Genomic DNA, 19857 nt, shown 5'->3' on the forward strand with positions numbered 1-19857 from the left:
ATTTACTGTTGCTTCTACCGTAATTTTTGCTAATTGTTCCATTTTTTTCTATGTTAATTTTTACAATTCAAAAATACAGCAGCTGGTAAAAAGAGAGCGATTGCGAAAACGACAAATAAGGGGTGAATTGTGACAAAATAGTTTTAACTTGCAGTTCAATCTTATTTAATTCATATGCAGATTTCTGTGTTTGTACCCGAATATGGGGTAATTGAAGCCATAACACCACCATTCAGGACCTTCAATACCGCCAATGAGTTTTTAACAGCATTTGGCAAAAAACCCATTTTTAAAGTCGAATATGTAGGCTTAAATGAATATGTACCTGCCAACAATGGCGAATACATGGTAAAAACTGATCGCTTGCTCAAAGATGTGACCGAAACAGACTTACTCATTATACCACCAACATTTGGCGATACCACTAAGGGCATTCAAGCCAACGCGGCTGCCATACCTCATTTTAAGAAGTTGCACGATAACGGATCAAGTCTTGCCAGTTTGTGCATTGGTGCTTTTCTTTTAGCTGAAACAGGTTTACTCAATGGCAAAAAATGTTCTACGCATTGGGCTTATATCAATGAATTTAGAGAAAGATACCCGACTGTAGGCGTAGAAGATGGAGCCATCATCACAGAACACGATAACATTTACAGCAGTGGCGGGGCAAGCAGTCTGTGGAATTTGATCTTATACTTGGTCGAAAAGTTTTCGGATAGAGAAATTGCAGTAATGGTTTCCAAATACTTTGCATTGGATATTGGGAGAGATAGTCAATCTCAATTCGCCATATTTAAAGGTCAGAGAAATCATGGTGACGAGGATATTCAAAAAGTACAGGATTACATCGAAAAAAACTATAGCGATAAAATATCTATAGAAACTTTAGCAAAGTTAATTAACTCTGGCCGTAGAACTTTTGAAAGAAGGTTTAAAGAAGCCACCAACAATACCCCTTTAGAATATATCCAAAGAGTAAGAATAGAAGCAGCCAAAACTTTCTTTGAAGCGTCGAGAAAAAATGTGACCGAAATTATGTTTGATGTAGGTTATACAGATACCAAATCGTTTAGAGATATATTTAAAAAGCTGACAGGGCTTACTCCTATTGAATACAGAAATAAGTTTGCTAGACTGGCAAACGAGGTGTAATTACCTGTAGGGTTCAGCTCTAAAAACCACTTCTAAAATGCCTTAGCTAAAGGCAAGGAAAATCTATGTACCTAATTCCATTAATGAACATAAAGGAACGAAGGTAATCACTGGAGGAAAACTAAAAGTCTTAATAGTGATCATCCAATATGAGCTCATTTAAATACTAGCCAAGGCACCCAAGTCTTAGACAATGAAAGCTATGTACCGATGTGGTTTATCTTACCACGAGTACCATTTTTATGTATTTTATCTTTATTTAGAATTAATCTAATTAAAATTATACTTTTGTCAAAAATTTTTCAGCGCTTGAAAAAACGAACGATGAAAAATAAAAAACCCGGTGCTCAGTCGCCAAACCTATACACCGGGCATTATTGTTAACCAATTTCGCATCAATCAACAATTACAAAAGTATGTACAAACTTCGTACCTCAAAAAGAAAAACCACATTTAAGCTCTTACTTGCTTTTTGTCTTATGCTTAGCCATTTGGCCAGCTTTGGGCAACAGGGCACTGGTAGCGCCAGCATTAAGGGATCTGTTAAAACAAAGGATGGAAAACCCGCAGAATTCGTAACCGTAACCATTAAAGGAAATAAGGCTGCTCAAGTAGACGCCAAAGGAAACTACTTAATTAAAGAACTGAAATCGGGCAGTTATACTCTTATTGCTAGTTATGTTGGCCTAGGTCAGCAAGAGCGCCAAATTACCCTTAAGGATGGCGAAACCCAAATACATGATTTTGTCCTTTTAGAAAGCAACCAACAATTAAATGAAGTTGTGGTGAATGGTGGAAGTACCAACAAATTTTCGGTAAAGAAAACGACAACTTCGGCAAAGATGCCATTGGGTAATTTAGAAAACCCGCAGATTTATACCACCATTCCAAAAACGCTTTTAACCGAACAGATGGTTACCGAATTCAGCTTATCGCTGAAGAACTCTCCGGGGGTTTACAAAATTCAAAACAATAGGGGAATAAATTTGGGTGGTGCATCTGCCTATACCATGCGTGGATTTAGAACTGAAGCCGCTTTTGTGGATGGTGTTCCTTCGCAAACCAATGGAGAAATTGAACCTGCCAATATCGAGCGTGTAGAACTCATTAAAGGTCCATCGGGAACACTTTTTGGAGGTGCCGTGGTTTCTTTCGGGGGATTGATCAACATCGTGACCAAAAAACCTTTCGACACATTGGGTGGAGAAGTGAACTATACTACTGGTAGTTATGGTTTAAACCGCCTAAGTGCCGATATTTATGGCCCTGTAAACAATGAAAAAAAACTACTCTTCCGTTTAAATACGGCCTATCAGAGTCAAGGCACTTTTCAGGATGCAGGCTTCAAAAGATCTATTTTCATTGCCCCTACCATAGAATATCGTGCCAGCGAAAGGCTAAACATTAGCTTAACGGCAGGTTTCTATTCATTAGAAGGCACTACACCATCAACCATATTCCTTAACCGTGCACGTCCTTTTATTGCAACTAATCCATCAGAGCTCAATTTCGACTGGAAACGTTCATTTACCAGCAATGATTTGGTGATGAAAAACCCAACAGTAAACATTAAAGGGCAAATCAACTATAAACTGTCTGACAATTGGAGCTCGCAAACCATTTATTCGGCCAATACCGCCCGATCGGATGGATTTTATGTTTATGGTTTTCTTAGAGGAACAACCAGCGATGAAATGATAGAGCGTAATGTATCGTTTCAAAATACAGCAAATACGGTTACAGATTTTCAACAGAACTTTATTGGTGATTTTAAATTATTGGGGCTACGCAACAGAATGGTAGTGGGAATTGATTACCTGAACCAAACCGTTAACAACGATAACTCTCCATATATTGTTTTCGATAATGTGAGTGGGCGTAACCCTGCAGATCCGAATTATGTGAAGATTTCTAGAGCAGCAGTAGAGGCCAAAATTGCAGCTTCAACAGCAGCACCTACCAAAACAAGCACCAAAAGCAATATCTATAGTGCCTACGCTTCTGATGTGTTGAATGTAACTGATCGGTTAATGGCCATGCTCAGTCTCCGTGTAGACCGTTTCCAAAACCGTGGTACCTTAAACCAGGCCACTAACAGTATAATGCCCAATTCAACGTATATGCAAACCGCCATATCACCAAAATTGGGCTTGGTGTACCAAATTCTTCCAGATCGCATCTCCATCTTCGGAAACTACTCGAATGGTTTTGCCAATGTACCACCAGTAACACAACCAGCAGGGTCAAATGTTTCGGGCACACTTAAACCACAACACGCCAACCAATACGAGGGAGGAATAAAGACCGATCTTTTCCAAGGAAAACTAAGTTTTACAGCTAGCTATTATGATATTTCGGTAACCAACATGACCCGTGCAGAAGAAGTAAATGTTGCAGGAACAAATTACATGGTAACCGTACAGAACGGAACGCAGAAAAGTAAGGGTCTAGAACTCGAACTGATTGCAAACCCAGTAGCAGGCCTAAACATTATTGCTGGTTACAGTTACAATGATAGCAAACTAACCAAATCTACGGTAGCATTAGAAGGCCGACGTCCGCCTTCGGCTGGACCAGCTACGTTGATCAATTCATGGATCAGCTACACCATTCCAACCGGCACTTACAAAGGCCTTGGTTTTGGTACTGGTGTGAACTATATTGGCAAACACATGAGTTCAAATTCTGCAGTTACCAATGTATTTACATTACCTAGCTATACCCTTGTAACCTCTACCCTTTTCTTCGACAAACCGAAATACCGCATTGGTTTAAAAGTAGATAACTTAACTGATGAACGCTATTTTACAGGGCAAGGAACATTGAGTGTACAGCCACCAAGAACAGTTGCTGCAGGTCTTACTTTTAAATTTTAAACTTGACACTTAAAAAACTCATCGCACAATTACACCTATGGCTCGGACTAAGCTCCGGGCTAGTGGTGTTGATATTGGGACTAACTGGTGCCATCTATACCTTTTCTGACGATATTAAAGACATCGTTTATAAAGACAGACGTTATGTAAGTACGGTACCTAACCATAAAAGGCTCCCATTGGATACACTTTTAGGCATTGCCAGACAATCATTAGGCGAAAAGCACAAAATTACCAGGGCCGAACTTTCACAAGATCCAACCCGCAGTTACATGTTTCGAGCTTTTAAAATCAATAAAGATGGAACAGGTTACTGGAACTATTATCAGTATTACCTAAAGGTTTACATCGATCCCTATACAGGAAAAGTATTGTTTAAAGAAGATGCAAGTAAAGAGTTCTTTACCATTGTGCTTGCACTTCACATGAATTTATTATTAGGAGATGGTATCGGGCATTTTATTGTGCAATGGTCTACTGTGTGTTTTGGTCTGTTGCTCCTTTCGGGACTTGTACTTTGGTGGCCAAAAAAATGGAAACGCAAACAGCTCAAACAAAACTTTGCCGTTAAATGGAACAGCAAGTTTAAAAGGCTCAACTACGACTTGCACAATGTGCTTGGTTTTTATGTTTTGTTCCCTTTGCTCATTATCGCCCTCACGGGCCTTGCCTGGTCTTTCAAGCTCACTACTGATAAAAAATCAAAAGTGCTTTCAGATACCACACTAACCACCAAAGCATCTGCAAATCAAATTTTAACACAGGCATTAGCGAAATCGCCCAAAACTGCTTATTTCTTATATAATTTTCCAGCTACAAAGAGCGGAACAGTAAACCTTTCGGCCTATCAAAGCAATACCCATTTATACGATCGTCTGCAATACCGTTTTGACCAGTACAATGGCAAATTAATTCAAACTTCCAATCCGATGGCCAGCACTGCACTCTCGGCCAAACTTGTTGCCCTTAATTACGATTTACACACTGGAAGTGCTTTAGGACTATTTGGAAAGTTATTGGCCTTTTTTGCTAGCCTTATTGCAGCAACTTTACCAGTAACTGGTTTGATCATTTGGTTGAAAAAAGGAAAGAAAACTGAAAAACCGCAACAAAAACATACCGCTAACAAAATTAAACAGACAAAAGCATCAAAGTCAATTGTCACGATCTATTAACCCTAATCAACTAGAATTAACTTTTTTTAAGGATACCTTTTTGCACACTCTCTTCAATTAAACCTTCTGCATAATTCCAGATGGTGTTGGAGCCTTCTTTAATTACTTTTTTCTTATCGTAAACCTTTTGATAATCTACATTAAATTCGGCCCATGTACCCCCATTATTTGAGGTGTTTTGCAATAAGGGTTCAAACCTGTCCATTGATCTGGCAAATTTTGCTTCGGCTGTAATCCCCTCTTCAAATTCTTGCCAAATTAAGATCAGTTCTTGCGCTTGCGCTTCGGGTAAGATACCAAATATACGCTGGGCTGCAATGAGCTCCTCATCGGTGTTGGTATGGTTTTTTTGGGTATCATAAATGAAGGTGTCGCCAGCATCAATCTCCACAATATCATGGATCAAAACCATTTTGATTACTTTCAGTAGATCAATTGAGGTATTGGCATGTGCTGCCAAAATTAGGGCCATCACCGCTAAATGCCAGCTATGCTCTGCATCATTCTCTTGCCTGTCGCTATTGAACAACCTGGTTTTGCGCTGAATGTACTTTAGTTTATCAATTTCTTTGATAAACGCTACCTGTTTGAATAAATCGCTGCTTGTCATTACCAACAAAGGTACAGATCATTAGCAGAAGAAAAATAAGTGCGTAACAAAAAAGGTTCTTTCTAAAATCGTAGCTAAAAATTTAATTATTGTCACGTTTTTATTTTTTGTACGTTGTTTAACTGAATTACTCAAGAACGAGGGGTCTGTTGTGATTCCCAATATGGATTCACTCATCGAAATGAACAAAAATGACTGATCATAAAGCTTTAAATTTGATCACATCGAAAAAAATTGTCCCCTTAAAGTTGATAATCTAGAAAATCCAGATATAAGGGAACACTTTTTTCAATCCAGTCGGCCGAAGAATTATATTCAATTCCATAATAGGCAAACAAGGGTCTGTAATCTGCTTTAATGTAGTCAAAAGAAAGCTCAAAGGGTCGAGTAAGTTCTTCTAAAGAATACTTGTATATTCCTGAACTGCTCAGCTCATGCGCTTCAACCCCCAATGAAATGGCAAGGGCAATTTTCTTTCCAGCCATCTGATAACCACTTTTACTGCCATATGCCCAACCGTGTGTAAGCACAACATCCAGCCACTTTTTTAAAAGCGAAGGACAGTTGAACCAATAATAAGGAAACTGGAATACAATCCTGTCGTGCTCCTTAATTAGCTTTTGCTCTGCAAGGATGTCAATATTTTCATCGGGATAAACTTCGTACAATTGGTGAACACGATATTTATCCGGAAACTTATTAAGTTCTTCGATCCATCTTTTATTCACCAAACTGCTTTTCATATCTGGGTGAATAACGATTACGAGTGTTTTCATTTGATCAGTATTTAAATTATAGCCACAAAAATAAGGGAGCTTGCTTAAAATATGTACATTAGCAACCAATTGTAGGGTACTATAAAAAATGTAAGTAATGTCTAATATTAAAGAAACGTCCACTAACTTTATCAATAAAAAGGCCTTGGCAGATGAATGTTCTGAAGTATATGCTGCAAATATTATTGGTGGCCAATGGGCATTAGTGATCTGCTCTTGGTTAATAAACGGAAAGCTAAGATTTGGCGAGCTCAAAAAACTGATACCCAATATTACTGAACGAATGCTGACCTTACAATTACGAAAGCTAGAGGAGAATAAACTCATTACAAGAACCGTTTATGCCGAAGTACCACCACGGGTAGAATATGAACTCACACCAATTGGTTACGAGCTAAAAGCAGTTATTCATCAACTGGAAAATTGGGGAGAAAAACATAAGGCTTTGAATACATGAAAAATAAAATAAACTACTTCTTTATAATGTGCTTTGTACTGTTATTAAGCAGCAATTCAATTAATGCTCAAACAGGCACTGAGATTAAATTTAAAATATTAGGCAATTCTTCGAGTACTTCGAAAGATTTGATAACTGTTAGTACTATAATCAATGCTAAACAACCTTTAGCTGGCAATGGGATTCATTTTACATTGGTTGTAAAAAATAATGCTAACAATGCTATTTCCTTGAAAAACATTATAGATCGATTAACTGTAAGCTTATACAATGATCGTGGATTTAATATTTCTATCCCCAATACAAATCCAGATATAATTAATAGACGTGCTGAAGATCGTAAATGGAGATTTCGCTCGGAAACAGTTGTTCCAGACGACCAAGTGTCTATCAATGGGAGAATAGAAAAGAGCGACATAAAAAAAATGGAATTTATTGATATTCCCGCTGGAGGTGAGTGGAAAATCAATTTGATAATTAAGAATGTAAAACAAGTTGAAACACCAGAAGATCAAGAAAATAGCTTTCTTAAGCCTGCCAAAAGCTTATCGCCAGGAAAATATAAATTAAGACTGTCTTTAGTAATTGCTCCAAGCGAACAAAATAAATCAGCGGGAAAAAGTGGGGCCTATATCGCTCCATTCATTGATATCGAGTATAATTGATCGTATTTCCCATCTAGCGCAAGCGTCTCGCTTGTGATAGAATTATAATTCGAATCTTTTCAATAGCTGTTTTAAGAAAATTGGCACACTGCTGCATTCAGAAGGTTATTACAAAACCTAACTGATTGATTTTCTATACCTATAACAACCAAAAATCGTCTCAAAAAATTTAATTATTGTCACGTTTTTATTTTTTGTACGTCGTTTAGCTGAATTGCTCAGAAACGACGTGCCTGCTGTAATTCACATTTAACCAACAAACAACTCATATCATGAAACAACTATTCACCCTATCACTGGTTGTACTTTTGAGCAGCAGTGTGGTAGCACAACAAAACAAGGTATCAACTGATATTCGAACAGACAGTCTGATCAACAAATGGATGGCAGATACGCATACACCCGGGCTTGCCCTTGGTATCCTTAAACCTGGACAGCTGGCAGAAATTAAAACTTATGGCATAGCCGATATAGAAAATAGTGTACCTGTTACAGACGAAAGTGTTTTTATGATCGCTTCGCTAAGCAAACAATTCATTTCATTTGCCATCTTACTGCTCGAACAAGAGAAACGACTTTCATTAACAGATCCTGCTGCTAAATACATTACCGAACTTCCTGATCCTTTAAATAAAATCACCATCTACCAATTACTAGCGCATACTTCTGGACTGGTTAGAGACCCTGAGAATTATCATCCTTACGATAAGCAAACAGTGATGGATGTGATCAAATCAATGTATACCATCCCCTTAAACTCTCAGCCTGGGGATCAATGGCTTTATTCAAACGCAGGTTATTTTATGCTGGCAGAAATCATCACCCGTGTGAGTGGTACGCCTTGGGATACCTTCATCACCAATAGACTATTTATCCCTGCCGGAATGACTAAAACACGTACGGGTACGGTTTCAGAAATCATTCCTGGTCGTGTTGCAGGCTACAATTACACCAAGCAAGGATTGATCAATACAGAAAAATGGATCGCTATTCGTCCTAGTGGTGCATTGGTATCAACCATAAAAGATATGGTAAAATGGGATCATTTTCTTGACACTACACGTCTGCTCTCTCCAGAAAATAAGAATTTACTATGGAAGCCAGCCAAGCTCAATAACGAAGCACCTATTAATTATGCAATGGGCTGGTATGCCGAACCTTTTCTTGGTACACCTCGCATTCATCACGATGGGCAATATCCGGGTTTCCGTGCAGATTATGAACGTTTTCCGAATGAAGGGCTAACCTTAATTATCTTGAGCAATTTGGATAACAGATCATTAGAATCTCTGGCCATCAAAGCTGTTGGCATCTTGAACCCGAAATTAACACCACCCCCACTCCATATTCAGGTTGCAGTGCCCGAAAAAATTGTTGCCGGAGACCAGAAAATTCCAATTGACATTACCATACGCAATCAAGGCAAAGACATCGCAAATAGCCTTGTTGAAATGGAGATCTGGGACGAAAGTGGTAAAAGTGTATATAAGCAACAAGCAGAGCAGCTGAATTTCAATGCTACAGCGCCCAAACAACTCCATTTCGCTTGGTCGCCCACAAAAGCTGGTCTTTATACCGTAAACATTGGCGTTTACGGCCCACGTTGGACATTTAGTTATGCATGGATGACAAATTTAGCAACCCTTAAGGTGCAGTGAAAAATTTAGTTCGAATAGCTATAGGTAATATTTGTTTGAACACTTTCAACAAAATTGCCATCGGTATCTAGCTCATCGCTTTGACATTTGATGCCAACCACATTTCCAGAATTGTGAGTATAACTTAAAGTTGCTGAAGATCTTAAAGATTGGAAAGCGACAAGTTGTTTCTGAGAAAGGGACTGTAATGAAAGAGAAATAAGTTCGTTTACCAACGCTGCAGTATCTTGTGAAAATGGATTTTTCAACTTATAAATAGGAATCGAATTACCATAAACCCTATGATCTTGTTCATTGTACTGAAAATTGATGGAGGTTTTTAAATAAAAGGCATCGGTTAGTGCTTTCATCAATTTTCCATCGCTTACCTGAAGTTTAAGATAAGTTAAATCATTACTGTTCGTAGCTATGGTGGTCATGTCTCCAGTCTTCGTACAGGTTAATGGAAAAGATAAGACAGTACCAGAGGCGGTTTTAACTTTAAATTCTGCATCTAAAAGTATATCATTCGAATAATTTAAAATCAGCGTATACAGGAAACCTTCAATATGGTGTTCAATTCGATTAATCTTTGTACCCATATAATAATAGTTGTACCCAGTTTTAAAATCTGCCGAACCAAAATAAGACACTTGCTTATTTTCATTGTAATTGACGATGTAATTTTGTTCTAATTGATCTTTCACTATTTTAATTGACTTGATCATTTTGGTTTGTGGTATTTCTGGCTCTTTAAGTATACTTTTTTTACAACTGCTAAAAATTGTAATCAAAAAGACCAATGATAAAACTGGTCTAGATATTCTTATTAAATATTTTTGTTGAAGAGGAGGAGTTTTTGTTGTGTTGTTCATCATTATCATTTTAATAGTGTGTATGTTTTCAAATCTATGGTGATTAAAATCTTAATCGTTTGATAAGCAAGACGATCAAATATTTTGAAAGGTTGCAACTGCTTTGTTTTCAGTACTTCCTATGCTCAGTTCTGTTAAATACTTGACTAAAACTTATATTTTCAACAAAATTTGTTGCACCCCTAGCACAAGTCACTCAGTTTTGATATTAAAAACCATTGCTGCGCTCCAATAAAAAAGCACCAAATACAATGGACTTTGTCAACTTTGATTTATCTTTGATGACAATCCTACTATCTCAACAGCAGGCTTTAAGTTGATTGAATCAGAAGAAAATATACTGCCAAACGGTAATTTTTTGCTCAACTATTAGTTCAGCAAAGAAGACCATCAAATTCCAGCAATGATATCATGAGATCATCATACAGCAACATTTACATTATTGGTAACGGGGTAATTGCAAAAGCATTAGCGGTTGCACTTGCCTTAAAAGGAAAAAAAGTAACCATTCTTAGAGGTAGTATTGACGAAAAGCCCGATTACAGCGAAGTGATTGAGGTAGAAATAGGCAATGAAACCCTCAAAGCAGCAATAAGCATCAGCACCTTAAGCAATCATCCTGAGCTTGATGGAATGATTCTTTTAACCAACAAATCGTTTGGGAATGAACAATTGGCCCAAAAGCTAAAAGATAAAGCCCAGCATTGCCCTATCGTGTTTTTGCAAAATGGTCTACATATCGAAAACAGTTTTATGGAGCTAGGCTTTAGCCAACTTTACAGGTGCGTACTGTTTGCAACCAGCCAATCTATTTCAGCAACTAAAGTTAGGTTTAGGATTGTAGCTACATCACCAATCGGTACGATCAAAGGTTCAACAGATGTGTTGCAAAACATTGTTAATGAAATTTCTACCGATGTCTTTACTTTTGGTGCAGCAGAAAATATTCAGGCTGTAATTTGGAAAAAGGTAATTACTAATTGTGTGTTCAACTCCATTTGTCCATTGCTGGAAATTGATAACGGGGTGTTTCATCGCAATGAAGCGGCACTCCAACTTGCAAAGACTGTGATTAGCGAATGTGTTGCGGTTGCTACCGAAAATAGTATCGTACTTACCGAAGATGAGGTACTTCAAAACATGTTAGCCATTAGTAAAATGTCTGATGGGCAAAAGATATCAACTTATCAAGACATTCTAAATGGTAGGGAAACAGAAATTGAAACATTAAATTTTGCTATAGAAAAAGTAGCCAAAAAGTCTGGCAACCATACCGTTCCAACTACCGCTTTATTAGGTCAGTTAACAAAAATCAAAGCAGATTTATTTAGAAAATAAGTACTCACACCTTAAAAAACAATGTTTCCTTGATGGATTAACGATTTCACATCCGATATACGGGAAACTGCTTCTGCAGAACAACTGGCATCAACAAAAACCAGATCGGCAACATCGCCTGCCTTTGGCCATTGCTGCACACCTTTATCGTCCAAAGGCACTGGGCCTGCAGTGGCCAATTTCAGCATTCTAGATAAGCCAAATTCTGTAGAGTAGCCATACAATTGGGCTGCAAGATTAGCCTTTTGCAAAACACTTCCACTTCCAAAGGTATTCCAATGGTCTACAATACTGTCGTTGCCTGTCATTACTTTTACCCCGTGTTTCATCAAGGTAGGAATAGGCATGATCAAGCTACCGATAGGAATGGTAGAATTGATGCCAATCCCTGCATTGGCCAGTTTTTCTGCTATTGCCTCTTGTGCAGTTTTATCTAATTTACCCAATATAAAACAGTGGCTCACAAAGGTTTTTCCTTTTAAAATTGGATTTTCGTTTACTTTAGCAATCAAGTACTCCACTGTTTTCAAACCAGATTCGCCCGATTCATGTAAGTGGATATCAATGCCTTTGTTGTGGTCCAATGCCAATTGTACGGTAAAATCCATCGTTTTTTCAATCGCCCCATCAATCGTAAAAGGATCTAGGCCACCAATAAAATCAATGTCCATTTTGGCCGCTTCTTTGAGGTAGGGAACCGAATCGGTATAGAACACCCCATGTTGTGGGAAAGCAACTAGTTCAGCTCCGAAAACCTTTTTCTTGTTTGCTAAAGCAATTTGCAGGTTTTTTAAAGATTGTAGTTTAGAGGTTGGTTCAATGTTCACATGGCTCCGTGCAAATGAGGTACCTTTAGATTGCAAAAGCTCAATCATCTTTTCGGCCTTAAAAGTTGATTTTTTCAACATTTCAGGGAGGATTTGCTGTTCCAATGCAATCATCCCTTTTACACCCCCGGTTCTTCTTCTTATGGCCTGCCATTTATCGCCATAAAAGGTTTTGTCCAAATGAATGTGCATATCCCTAAATGCAGGGAGCATTAACATGCCTTTAGCATCAATGGCTTTTGCCCCAATTTGGTTAGGCCCTACTTTTTTTATTTTTCCGTTGGCTATTTCTACAGTAAAAAGTCCAGTTTTGGTGGCAACTACTTCTTCACCATCATATTCAAAACCGGTTTCTAAAAGCACGTTTTTCAACAGATAAGTACTCCTCTCCGCCCCGATGGCCTTATCTTCCACCTCATTAACGGCATGTGCTTGCAATATTCCTGGAATAAGTGACAAGCTTGCCAGACCTAATCCAGAATTTTTAAGAAAATCTTTACGTGATATCCCTGACTTTTCCATAATCTACCTTATTGATTTGATCAAAATTCCTTGTTTTTTGAAGGAAACAAAATAACCATTTCAAATGTACACAACTGCTCAATCAAAAGGCTTGAAGAATTTCTGCAGTTACTTGAAGAATTTATCTCTTCTCTCGAAATTCAGTTGGTGAAATTCCTGTCTGACTTTTAAAAAAATTAGAAAAATAGGCATGATCTACAAAACCCAGTTCAAAAGCAATTTCTTTAATGGATAAACTGCTACTTTGTAACAATCTTTTAGCCTCAATCCCTACCCTTTGCTGTATCAGCTGCGTTGCCGATATTTTCAAATGCTTTTTACAAAGGATGTTCAAGTAATTGGCAGAAATATTTAGTTTATCGGCATAGAAGACTACAAACTTCTTCTCCTTGAAAAATTCATCTATCAGCATATTAAATGCAGCTAATCTTTCATTGGACTGGTAGACCTTAAACTCCTTAAAAACATGTTCGGCTTCTCTGCTCACAATTGCTGCTATTACTGCTGCTCGAGCGCTGATCAGGTGCACCAAAGAATCGGCTCGTTTCAGCTCATTTTTAATGGCATCAAATTCATAATGCAATAGCTCGAAAGCATGGTTAGACAATTGTATAACCGGGTGATTTTGGTAATTGGTAAAGGAAAACCTGAAATAAGGGGCAAATTTTTCAAAAAAAGTACGCTCAATCATCAATTGATAGCCAATTGTTCCAGCGGCGATATTCCATTTGTGCATTTGCTTAGGAAATAACACATGCACTTGATGATTGCCAATTGGGTGATCTACAGAGTCGATACAATGCACCCCACTCGCCTGATCAAAGAGGTTGATGGTAAAAAAATCATGTGTATGTGGAATTTCGATAGTTCTTTCCCCATGTAATTCATTAAATAGAATCTCTTCACGACCAGCAAACTGGCCCTCCCTAAACCCTTGAATGCTGATCATCGATACCGAACTGTTACTCTCGTTTCTACGCATAACCGCTATGGAGATATGATAAATTTAGGCTGAAGATAAAGTTTATCTGGCTTGAAAAATCAGGGCTTCACAAATTTCAACCATTTGTGAAATTTATAAAAAAATCCAAATTAATCAATTAGAAAGATGTTTAATTTTATAGGAAAAGGAAGCTCTATTTCGTGCAAGTTTATTTTTCTATCCCTCCATATCAGAACAACCCTAATTATGGAGTGATTGACCACATTCAATGAAATATCCAGATATGTAAGGCAAATAGAAAATATTCTAATGAGTAAAAATTGCTCTATCGTTGCTTCAACTATCTTATCAATTATTCAAAAGGTTACTTACATAGATAATTAATGGATGTAAAGCCAGTATAATTGAATTCTGGGCGATCAAGATTTTCTACTTTTTTAGTCAAGTACATAATATTTCCAGCACTATTTCTCTTATAGTTATAGCTTTCTACTAAATTGGGTTTAGCATATAAATGATGTGTTCTTTTAATCGGCATATTTTTAGTTTTTTTACCAAACCAACCTTGTCGATAAAACGCCAGAAAGGCCTGCCTCATATCAAATACATTATAAATAAAAGGCACAAAACCATCCGCCAGCTCTGGTTGCATTAGTTCTTGATCATATTCTATTGTGGTGTAAATATTCTGCCAAGAGTTTGACTGATATACCTTTACCAAATTTCCATCTTTGTATTCAAAATCCTGAAAATTTGATAATCCTTGGTTGGGTTCACCAGTCCGAATTCTCAGTAGTTGTCCCTCGCTGGTATATTGCATATTGTAAACTATATGATCTCCATACCCATCTTCCCGTATTTGCTTGATCAAGCCTCCATCTAGTACAGCAGTACCTTTAATGACCGGTGCTGCACCTAAATCTTTGCGAAAAACCTCATATTTCACCTCCCCCATCGAAGGATAGGATATCGAAATATCAAGTGCATTTACCTTATCATAATAGTAAGAAATTTTTACTGGTTTATCTAACATATAAGTGTAAACCATACTGTCAGTATAGTGCCCATAGTTGACCAACACATTCTCCAGCCGGCAATCGTTCCGAAACGCTTGCGGTTTCGGTGTTTCTGGTTCCTTAACTATGGGGTCTGGTTGAACAGGGTATATTTTATTTTTCTTGCAGCCACTGGCTAATAACAATATCAAAACCAACATTAAACTAAAATTGCTAACAAATAGTCTATACTTTCCCATTTCGACTGTTTTCCAAAACATATATTAATTAATTAGTAGCTTTTTTGTATTTGACCAAATATACCTCTGTTGGCAACTTAATTAATGGATATGAGCTATTGCTAGCTGAGCCTCCATGAACTATAAAGTAATCCCCAACAAAGTGAGTCGTATGTGCATAACGAGTAAACTTGAGTTTAGCCTGTTGCCAATCCTTATTATCTATATGATAAATTAGCAGGTCATTTGACGTTTTAAGGTAAGTATAACCATTCACATCTACATCAGAGACACTTCCACCTGTGATGACTAAGCTTCTAGATTTCGGATCGATACTCATCTCATACATTGTACGTCCACTTGGCAACATAATCTTTGACCAAAGTCCCGTTTTTACATCCAATACATCAATATAATCAAGTGTTATAAAAGACGTATTTCCATAGAAATAGATGTGTTCATCCAATGCCAACAGTTTGGTATGAGATTGATGCTGAAAAGAGGAGATTGTTGACCAAGCATTGTTTTTAAAATCATATATTCTAATAGAATCAGGGTAATGAATGTCATTGAAATACAACTTATTGCCGATCACTACCATACCTGTAGTAGTAACTCTCGTACGAATTGGATTATCAATTGTTTGCCATCTATCTGTTATAGAATCGTACGCATATAGATAATTATAATCATAAAAGACCACATATCTATTATCAACGATAGCAGAAAATGTCGGATGATGATATTGGTAATCTCCAAAAAGTACAAAATTGGAAGTTTTGGTAACTTCATCATAAATATCTATTCGATATTGATCAGCTATATTGGTGTTCCCACCAGCGACGAAAACCTTACCTTTGAAATAAATTGAACTAGTATAAGATCTTTTCCAGCTCAATGGAACCTGTACCCATTGTGCAGTTTTTGGCGTATAGATAAATAAATCAGAATCGTTCATTCCACCAGAAACATAAAAATGATTACCATCGGTAGTGGCTGACATAGAGAGAAATGCTCCATCGGCATTATCATCTCTTTGACGTTCTAGGCTGAGAGTATAAACAATAGCTTTAGGATCTGGTAAAAGGTTACCTTTCTTTTTACAAGAGAGATTGATTAGTGATAAAAAAACCAGAGACAAGACGACCAGAAAACCTTGATACTTCATAATTATATTTTGAGTGCGAAAATAACATTAATGCTCATAATGCGTAAAAAGTAGCTTCAAAACAAAAGAGGCGAATTCATATTATTCAATAAAAATGTAAAAGATGAAATAAATTCCAAACCTAAATATCCAATCTTGATATCCTCAGATAATCAGCGTCAAAATTACCTTTACCCATAAAGGAAAACCCTATACTCTGCCCTTTTGAAGGTAGATAAGGGCCCTCATATACTAAAGTTTGATTCAAGAAAAAGAAATATTTGTTCTTTATTTTCCTAATTTTTATCACTGCATTAGTAGTCGATTCAACGGTTTTTTCCCTCACAACATAAACTTCACCAAAAGTAGTTGAACCATCTACAAAATCCATTTTACCTTCTTTAAACTCCAATCGATAAGAGCCATAGTAGGGGTGAGCCAAATCATTAGATGCCCACCAAAGACCATATTTTTTAGTTGTCGCATTCAACTTTGTCTCAATTTCAAAATCTTTTGACTGATCAAAATTAAAGCCATTGGAATGATTAAGCATGTAACCACTTCCATTATTATAGAAACTATAATACCCTTTTTCAATCTTCATATAGTCATAATAATTGTTAGGTTCGAAGAAGATTCTCCAGGCGTTATTATTGCTATTGAAATCTTCATCTATTAACAAAACCTTATGTTTATCCGGAATGCCGTTTACCAGATTCGGAAAAATTGTTTCAGTAGCAGGTTCTTGTGGAGTAATCTTTTTCTTTTTACATCCGAATATAACAATAGCAATAAGCATTAAAATAACGACATTTTTCATAAGTACCCTTTTCGGCGAAAATACAACAAATTAATTAAATTTTAAGGAATGAGGAAGGCATCAAATTTGTTGGTATCTCCACTTAAAAACCTATAATGATCGGATTGCGTTGGATATTTATCATTCACTTCTAAAGTGTATATGAAATATTGCCAAATTGAACCTTCTTACCATAAATACTCCATCAAAGGGAAAATTAATTAAAACAGACCATTTTTCGAGAATTTTGAAAGAATAAGAACACCTTAAATCTCTTTTATTTTCTTCTAAATCTAGTTCAATTTTTTATCACCCAGGCAAGTAAACGCTGCTCGAGCAGTATATTTTGATAAAATCTATGGGGCGACATACCAGAACGTCGTTTAAAGTCTTTGATAAAATGCGCCTGATCATAGAACATCGCCTTATAGCTTAGCTCAGTAAAGTTCATAAAATCTTGTTCCAACAATAATTTAAGCGTATTTCTAAACCGCACCGTCTGAATAAAATCTTTCGGGCTTTGTCCTATATCTGCTTTAAAAGAACGGTACTGTGTTGATTCATTAATTTTTAGGGAACGAGACAGTTCATAAACAGAGATATTTCCTTTGGTCTTGTAAATACAATCCAGCGCAGATTGTGTTCTATAGTCAATGTCAGTTGTCTTTAACCTTTCCATTAAAAAAGCCTCCATTAAATCCGATCTTCGTTGAGGATCATTGTGCTCAAACAATTCTTCAAGCATAAAAGTCTGATCTCCAAAAATACACTCAAAAACCGCTGATTCGTTAAGCAGTTCTGCATATGGCACTTTAGTAAATGCCCTTAATCCGGCCGGATGAAACAAAATACAGACCTGATCAAGCGTGTGATTGACATCAACTTTAAAAGGCTGCTCATGAAAACCGAACAAACGGCTCGAAAATGTATGTTGACTGGTAGTTATCGTGCAGTGATTTTCGTTCTTATTCCGTTTATAGTCGACCTTATTATTCTTATATATGGTTAGGCAAAGGTTGGTATTCGGAAAAGTTTGGTAAGAAAACTGCTCCTGAGCATGATGATTAAAAAAAATAAAATATTGAATATAAGGCTTCAATACCGAATGCCGAACAGGGACAATTATTGTATGCATAGATGGGTCTTAACTACTGATCAAACTTAGCTTATTCTTTTACGTTATTAAAGAGACATGCGAAATATCAATATGTTGCAATAGATAGCTCATTTGATGTATTTTTTAGATCGTAATACTGCACGATTTTTACAATTTTTAATCTTTGTAAATGTCTTTCTTTGTCGCACATTATTAAAATAGACATGAAAATCAGAATACTTCTTACGCTATCAATAATTGCGCTAACCAATATAGTTTATGCCCAAAGTACCTGCGAATGTAGCGTGGCCTTGGATCGGTTAATTAAAAAAATTGAAACCGAATATCCCGGATTTGAAGAAAAAACCAAGGACAAAATTTTATATGATAGTTTCAAGCAACAACTTACGGCACAAGCTGCAAATACAAATAAGACAAACTGCTTTGACCTTTTAAAAAAATATACCTCTTTTTTCAGAGATGGCCATATCTGGATATACCCCGCAACCTCAATAAATACAACTGGTGCAGGCAGTACAGATTTGTTTACTATCGATATTGAAAAATTTAAGGTGGGGCTAAAAACCACAAATGTTCCATTAGAAGGAATTTGGAAGAACAAGTTTGAATGGACTGGAGGCACAGGCTATGAAATCGGAATGACTAAAAATAGTGATGGTGTACAGGTGGGTTTTGTGATCAGCTCTACCTCTGCTTTCTGGAAACCTAACGAAACAAAATTCAGGTTATATCCTAACGGAAAGTACGAGTTTTACACCTTCGACAAAACGTTAAAGACCGGAAATTATGAAATTTACGACAACAGCATCATCTACTTTAAAGAGGCAAGAGCTGCTTTTATAAAAGAATTACCTCAATCGGGTTTAACACCAGAAAAAGTAAGAACAAAAATAGGCGAGTTTTATGGATTTGGCGTCAAAAAACTCAGCAATCAAACAACGCTAATCACCCTTCCCTCTTTTGATTACCCTTTCGTTAACATCATCCAAGATATGGTAGCAAACAATCGCTCCTTAATAGAGGGGAGCAAAAATCTGATCATCGATATCAGGGGAAACTCAGGAGGAACAGATAATGCCTATGAATTACTTTTTCCCTACATCATCACCAATCCAATTAGGAATATGGGAGTTGAATATTTGGCTACCCAAACTTTGGTAAATGGTTTGGAAAGTTATATCAAAACAGTACAAAACAACAAAGAAAAGCAAGAAGAAATAGAAACAATTAAGCGGTGGATCGGACTTTATGAAAAAAATATGGGCAAGTTCGTCAATCTTAAGAACAGTGTTTTTTCTATACAAAAGGTAGATCCCGCAAAAAGAAGTCCTAACCATGTGGTGATTTTGACTGATAAAAGGGTTGGAAGCGCTGCCGAAAGTTTTGTAATGAAGGCTAAACAAAGTAAAAAAGTGAAAATATTGGGCACGGTAACTTCAGGAGGACTGGATTATGCGGCAGCCCGTATGTTCGATTTTGGTTGCCCTGAATACCTATTGCAATTACCTACCTACCGCTCGTTAAGATTGCCAGATTATCCGATTGACAATATTGGTATACAACCAGATCTTTATGTAGACAAGAGCATCAAAGACTGGATAAAGTTTGCCTTAAACTATTTGGAATATTGAGGGAAATGCATTTGGTTATAAAAAAGCAGCTCTTTTCAGAACTGCTTTTAAAACTAATGGTCAGTGACGGTGCGTA

Annotated in this window: 17 protein-coding genes; 8 read left to right on the forward strand and 9 right to left on the reverse strand. The window is 36.9% G+C overall.

The annotated features are described in order from the left end of the window. Positions 1-174 precede the first annotated feature (174 nt). The 3 genes from AQF98_RS00005 (at position 175) to AQF98_RS00015 (ending at position 5203) form a co-directional block, all read left to right on the forward strand. Positions 175-1152, forward strand: a complete 978-nt coding sequence (locus tag AQF98_RS00005) for a GlxA family transcriptional regulator (RefSeq protein WP_055129864.1) — start codon at positions 175-177, stop codon at positions 1150-1152. A 479-nt stretch (positions 1153-1631) separates the two neighbouring features. Continuing rightward, positions 1632-4028: a TonB-dependent receptor gene (locus tag AQF98_RS00010; RefSeq protein WP_161805822.1), complete on the forward strand. Its 2397-nt coding sequence runs from the start codon at positions 1632-1634 to the stop codon at positions 4026-4028. Between the two features lie 2 nt (positions 4029-4030). Then, the gene (locus AQF98_RS00015; RefSeq protein ID WP_161805823.1) at positions 4031-5203 is read left to right on the forward strand and encodes a PepSY domain-containing protein; all 1173 of its coding nucleotides are present in this window, start codon (positions 4031-4033) and stop codon (positions 5201-5203) included. 16 nt (positions 5204-5219) lie between these two features. Here the strand turns inward: AQF98_RS00015 and AQF98_RS00020 are convergent, their stop codons facing one another. Next, the gene (locus AQF98_RS00020) at positions 5220-5813 is read right to left on the reverse strand and encodes an HD family hydrolase (protein WP_055129867.1); all 594 of its coding nucleotides are present in this window, start codon (positions 5811-5813) and stop codon (positions 5220-5222) included. Between the two features lie 242 nt (positions 5814-6055). After that, the gene (locus AQF98_RS00025; protein WP_055130675.1) at positions 6056-6589 is read right to left on the reverse strand and encodes an NAD(P)H-dependent oxidoreductase; all 534 of its coding nucleotides are present in this window, start codon (positions 6587-6589) and stop codon (positions 6056-6058) included. Between the two features lie 97 nt (positions 6590-6686). On the opposite strand from AQF98_RS00025, the gene AQF98_RS00030 reads away from it, so the two are divergent. The 3 genes from AQF98_RS00030 (at position 6687) to AQF98_RS00040 (ending at position 9369) form a co-directional block, all read left to right on the forward strand. Continuing rightward, positions 6687-7046 (forward strand): helix-turn-helix domain-containing protein, encoded by a 360-nt coding sequence (locus tag AQF98_RS00030; RefSeq protein WP_055129868.1) that lies wholly within the window; start codon positions 6687-6689, stop codon positions 7044-7046. Further along, positions 7043-7711: a hypothetical protein gene (locus AQF98_RS00035; RefSeq protein WP_152969593.1), complete on the forward strand. Its 669-nt coding sequence runs from the start codon at positions 7043-7045 to the stop codon at positions 7709-7711. Before AQF98_RS00030 ends, AQF98_RS00035 begins: the two co-directional genes overlap by 4 nt. 272 nt (positions 7712-7983) lie before the next feature. After that, positions 7984-9369 carry a serine hydrolase gene (locus AQF98_RS00040; protein ID WP_055129870.1) on the forward strand — a complete coding sequence of 462 codons (1386 nt, stop codon included), beginning with the start codon at positions 7984-7986 and terminating at the stop codon, positions 9367-9369. A 5-nt stretch (positions 9370-9374) separates the two neighbouring features. Here AQF98_RS00040 and AQF98_RS00045 read toward each other — a convergent pair whose 3' ends face one another. Next, positions 9375-10055 (reverse strand): hypothetical protein, encoded by a 681-nt coding sequence (locus AQF98_RS00045; protein WP_235524152.1) that lies wholly within the window; start codon positions 10053-10055, stop codon positions 9375-9377. Positions 10056-10634: 579 nt separating this feature from the next. Here AQF98_RS00045 and AQF98_RS00050 point away from each other — a divergent pair. Continuing rightward, the gene (locus tag AQF98_RS00050; protein ID WP_055129872.1) at positions 10635-11561 is read left to right on the forward strand and encodes a 2-dehydropantoate 2-reductase; all 927 of its coding nucleotides are present in this window, start codon (positions 10635-10637) and stop codon (positions 11559-11561) included. An 11-nt stretch (positions 11562-11572) separates the two neighbouring features. Here AQF98_RS00050 and AQF98_RS00055 read toward each other — a convergent pair whose 3' ends face one another. The 6 genes from AQF98_RS00055 to AQF98_RS00080 all read right to left on the reverse strand — a co-directional run bounded on the left by AQF98_RS00055 (position 11573) and on the right by AQF98_RS00080 (position 18168). Next, positions 11573-12910 carry an amidohydrolase gene (locus AQF98_RS00055; protein WP_055129873.1) on the reverse strand — a complete coding sequence of 446 codons (1338 nt, stop codon included), beginning with the start codon at positions 12908-12910 and terminating at the stop codon, positions 11573-11575. Positions 12911-13031: 121 nt separating this feature from the next. Beyond that, positions 13032-13892 (reverse strand): helix-turn-helix domain-containing protein, encoded by an 861-nt coding sequence (locus tag AQF98_RS00060; protein WP_055129874.1) that lies wholly within the window; start codon positions 13890-13892, stop codon positions 13032-13034. Between the two features lie 325 nt (positions 13893-14217). Next, entirely contained in the window at positions 14218-15129 is a 912-nt protein-coding gene (locus AQF98_RS00065) for a DUF4595 domain-containing protein (RefSeq protein WP_055129875.1), read from the reverse strand. Positions 15130-15136: 7 nt separating this feature from the next. Continuing rightward, on the reverse strand, positions 15137-16255 hold the full coding sequence (locus AQF98_RS00070) for a kelch repeat-containing protein (protein ID WP_055129876.1): 1119 nt from the start codon (positions 16253-16255) through the stop codon (positions 15137-15139). 121 nt (positions 16256-16376) lie between these two features. Continuing rightward, positions 16377-17054, reverse strand: a complete 678-nt coding sequence (locus tag AQF98_RS00075) for a hypothetical protein (RefSeq protein ID WP_055129877.1) — start codon at positions 17052-17054, stop codon at positions 16377-16379. A gap of 277 nt (positions 17055-17331) precedes the next feature. Continuing rightward, on the reverse strand, positions 17332-18168 hold the full coding sequence (locus AQF98_RS00080) for an AraC family transcriptional regulator (RefSeq protein ID WP_055129878.1): 837 nt from the start codon (positions 18166-18168) through the stop codon (positions 17332-17334). Positions 18169-18353: 185 nt separating this feature from the next. Here AQF98_RS00080 and AQF98_RS00085 point away from each other — a divergent pair, with 185 nt between their 5' ends. Further along, positions 18354-19781 carry a S41 family peptidase gene (locus AQF98_RS00085; protein ID WP_200911824.1) on the forward strand — a complete coding sequence of 476 codons (1428 nt, stop codon included), beginning with the start codon at positions 18354-18356 and terminating at the stop codon, positions 19779-19781. Positions 19782-19857 lie beyond the last annotated feature (76 nt).

Source organism: Pedobacter sp. Hv1, from assembly GCF_001412215.1.
Lineage (GTDB): Bacteria > Bacteroidota > Bacteroidia > Sphingobacteriales > Sphingobacteriaceae > Pedobacter.

Bases quoted from the DNA above. Each gene is read 5' to 3' on its own strand.
- AQF98_RS00005 (WP_055129864.1), top strand. From the start codon at position 175: ATGCAGATTTCTGTGTTTGTACCCGAATATGGGGTAATTGAAGCCATA.
- AQF98_RS00010 (WP_161805822.1), top strand. From the start codon at position 1,632: ATGCTTAGCCATTTGGCCAGCTTTGGGCAACAGGGCACTGGTAGCGCC.
- AQF98_RS00020 (WP_055129867.1), bottom strand. From the start codon at position 5,813: ATGACAAGCAGCGATTTATTCAAACAGGTAGCGTTTATCAAAGAAATT.
- AQF98_RS00025 (WP_055130675.1), bottom strand. From the start codon at position 6,589: ATGAAAACACTCGTAATCGTTATTCACCCAGATATGAAAAGCAGTTTG.
- AQF98_RS00030 (WP_055129868.1), top strand. From the start codon at position 6,687: ATGTCTAATATTAAAGAAACGTCCACTAACTTTATCAATAAAAAGGCC.
- AQF98_RS00035 (WP_152969593.1), top strand. From the start codon at position 7,043: ATGAAAAATAAAATAAACTACTTCTTTATAATGTGCTTTGTACTGTTA.
- AQF98_RS00040 (WP_055129870.1), top strand. From the start codon at position 7,984: ATGAAACAACTATTCACCCTATCACTGGTTGTACTTTTGAGCAGCAGT.
- AQF98_RS00050 (WP_055129872.1), top strand. From the start codon at position 10,635: ATGAGATCATCATACAGCAACATTTACATTATTGGTAACGGGGTAATT.
- AQF98_RS00055 (WP_055129873.1), bottom strand. From the start codon at position 12,910: ATGGAAAAGTCAGGGATATCACGTAAAGATTTTCTTAAAAATTCTGGA.
- AQF98_RS00060 (WP_055129874.1), bottom strand. From the start codon at position 13,892: ATGCGTAGAAACGAGAGTAACAGTTCGGTATCGATGATCAGCATTCAA.
- AQF98_RS00065 (WP_055129875.1), bottom strand. From the start codon at position 15,129: ATGTTTTGGAAAACAGTCGAAATGGGAAAGTATAGACTATTTGTTAGC.
- AQF98_RS00070 (WP_055129876.1), bottom strand. From the start codon at position 16,255: ATGAAGTATCAAGGTTTTCTGGTCGTCTTGTCTCTGGTTTTTTTATCA.
- AQF98_RS00075 (WP_055129877.1), bottom strand. From the start codon at position 17,054: ATGAAAAATGTCGTTATTTTAATGCTTATTGCTATTGTTATATTCGGA.
- AQF98_RS00080 (WP_055129878.1), bottom strand. From the start codon at position 18,168: ATGCATACAATAATTGTCCCTGTTCGGCATTCGGTATTGAAGCCTTAT.
- AQF98_RS00085 (WP_200911824.1), top strand. From the start codon at position 18,354: ATGAAAATCAGAATACTTCTTACGCTATCAATAATTGCGCTAACCAAT.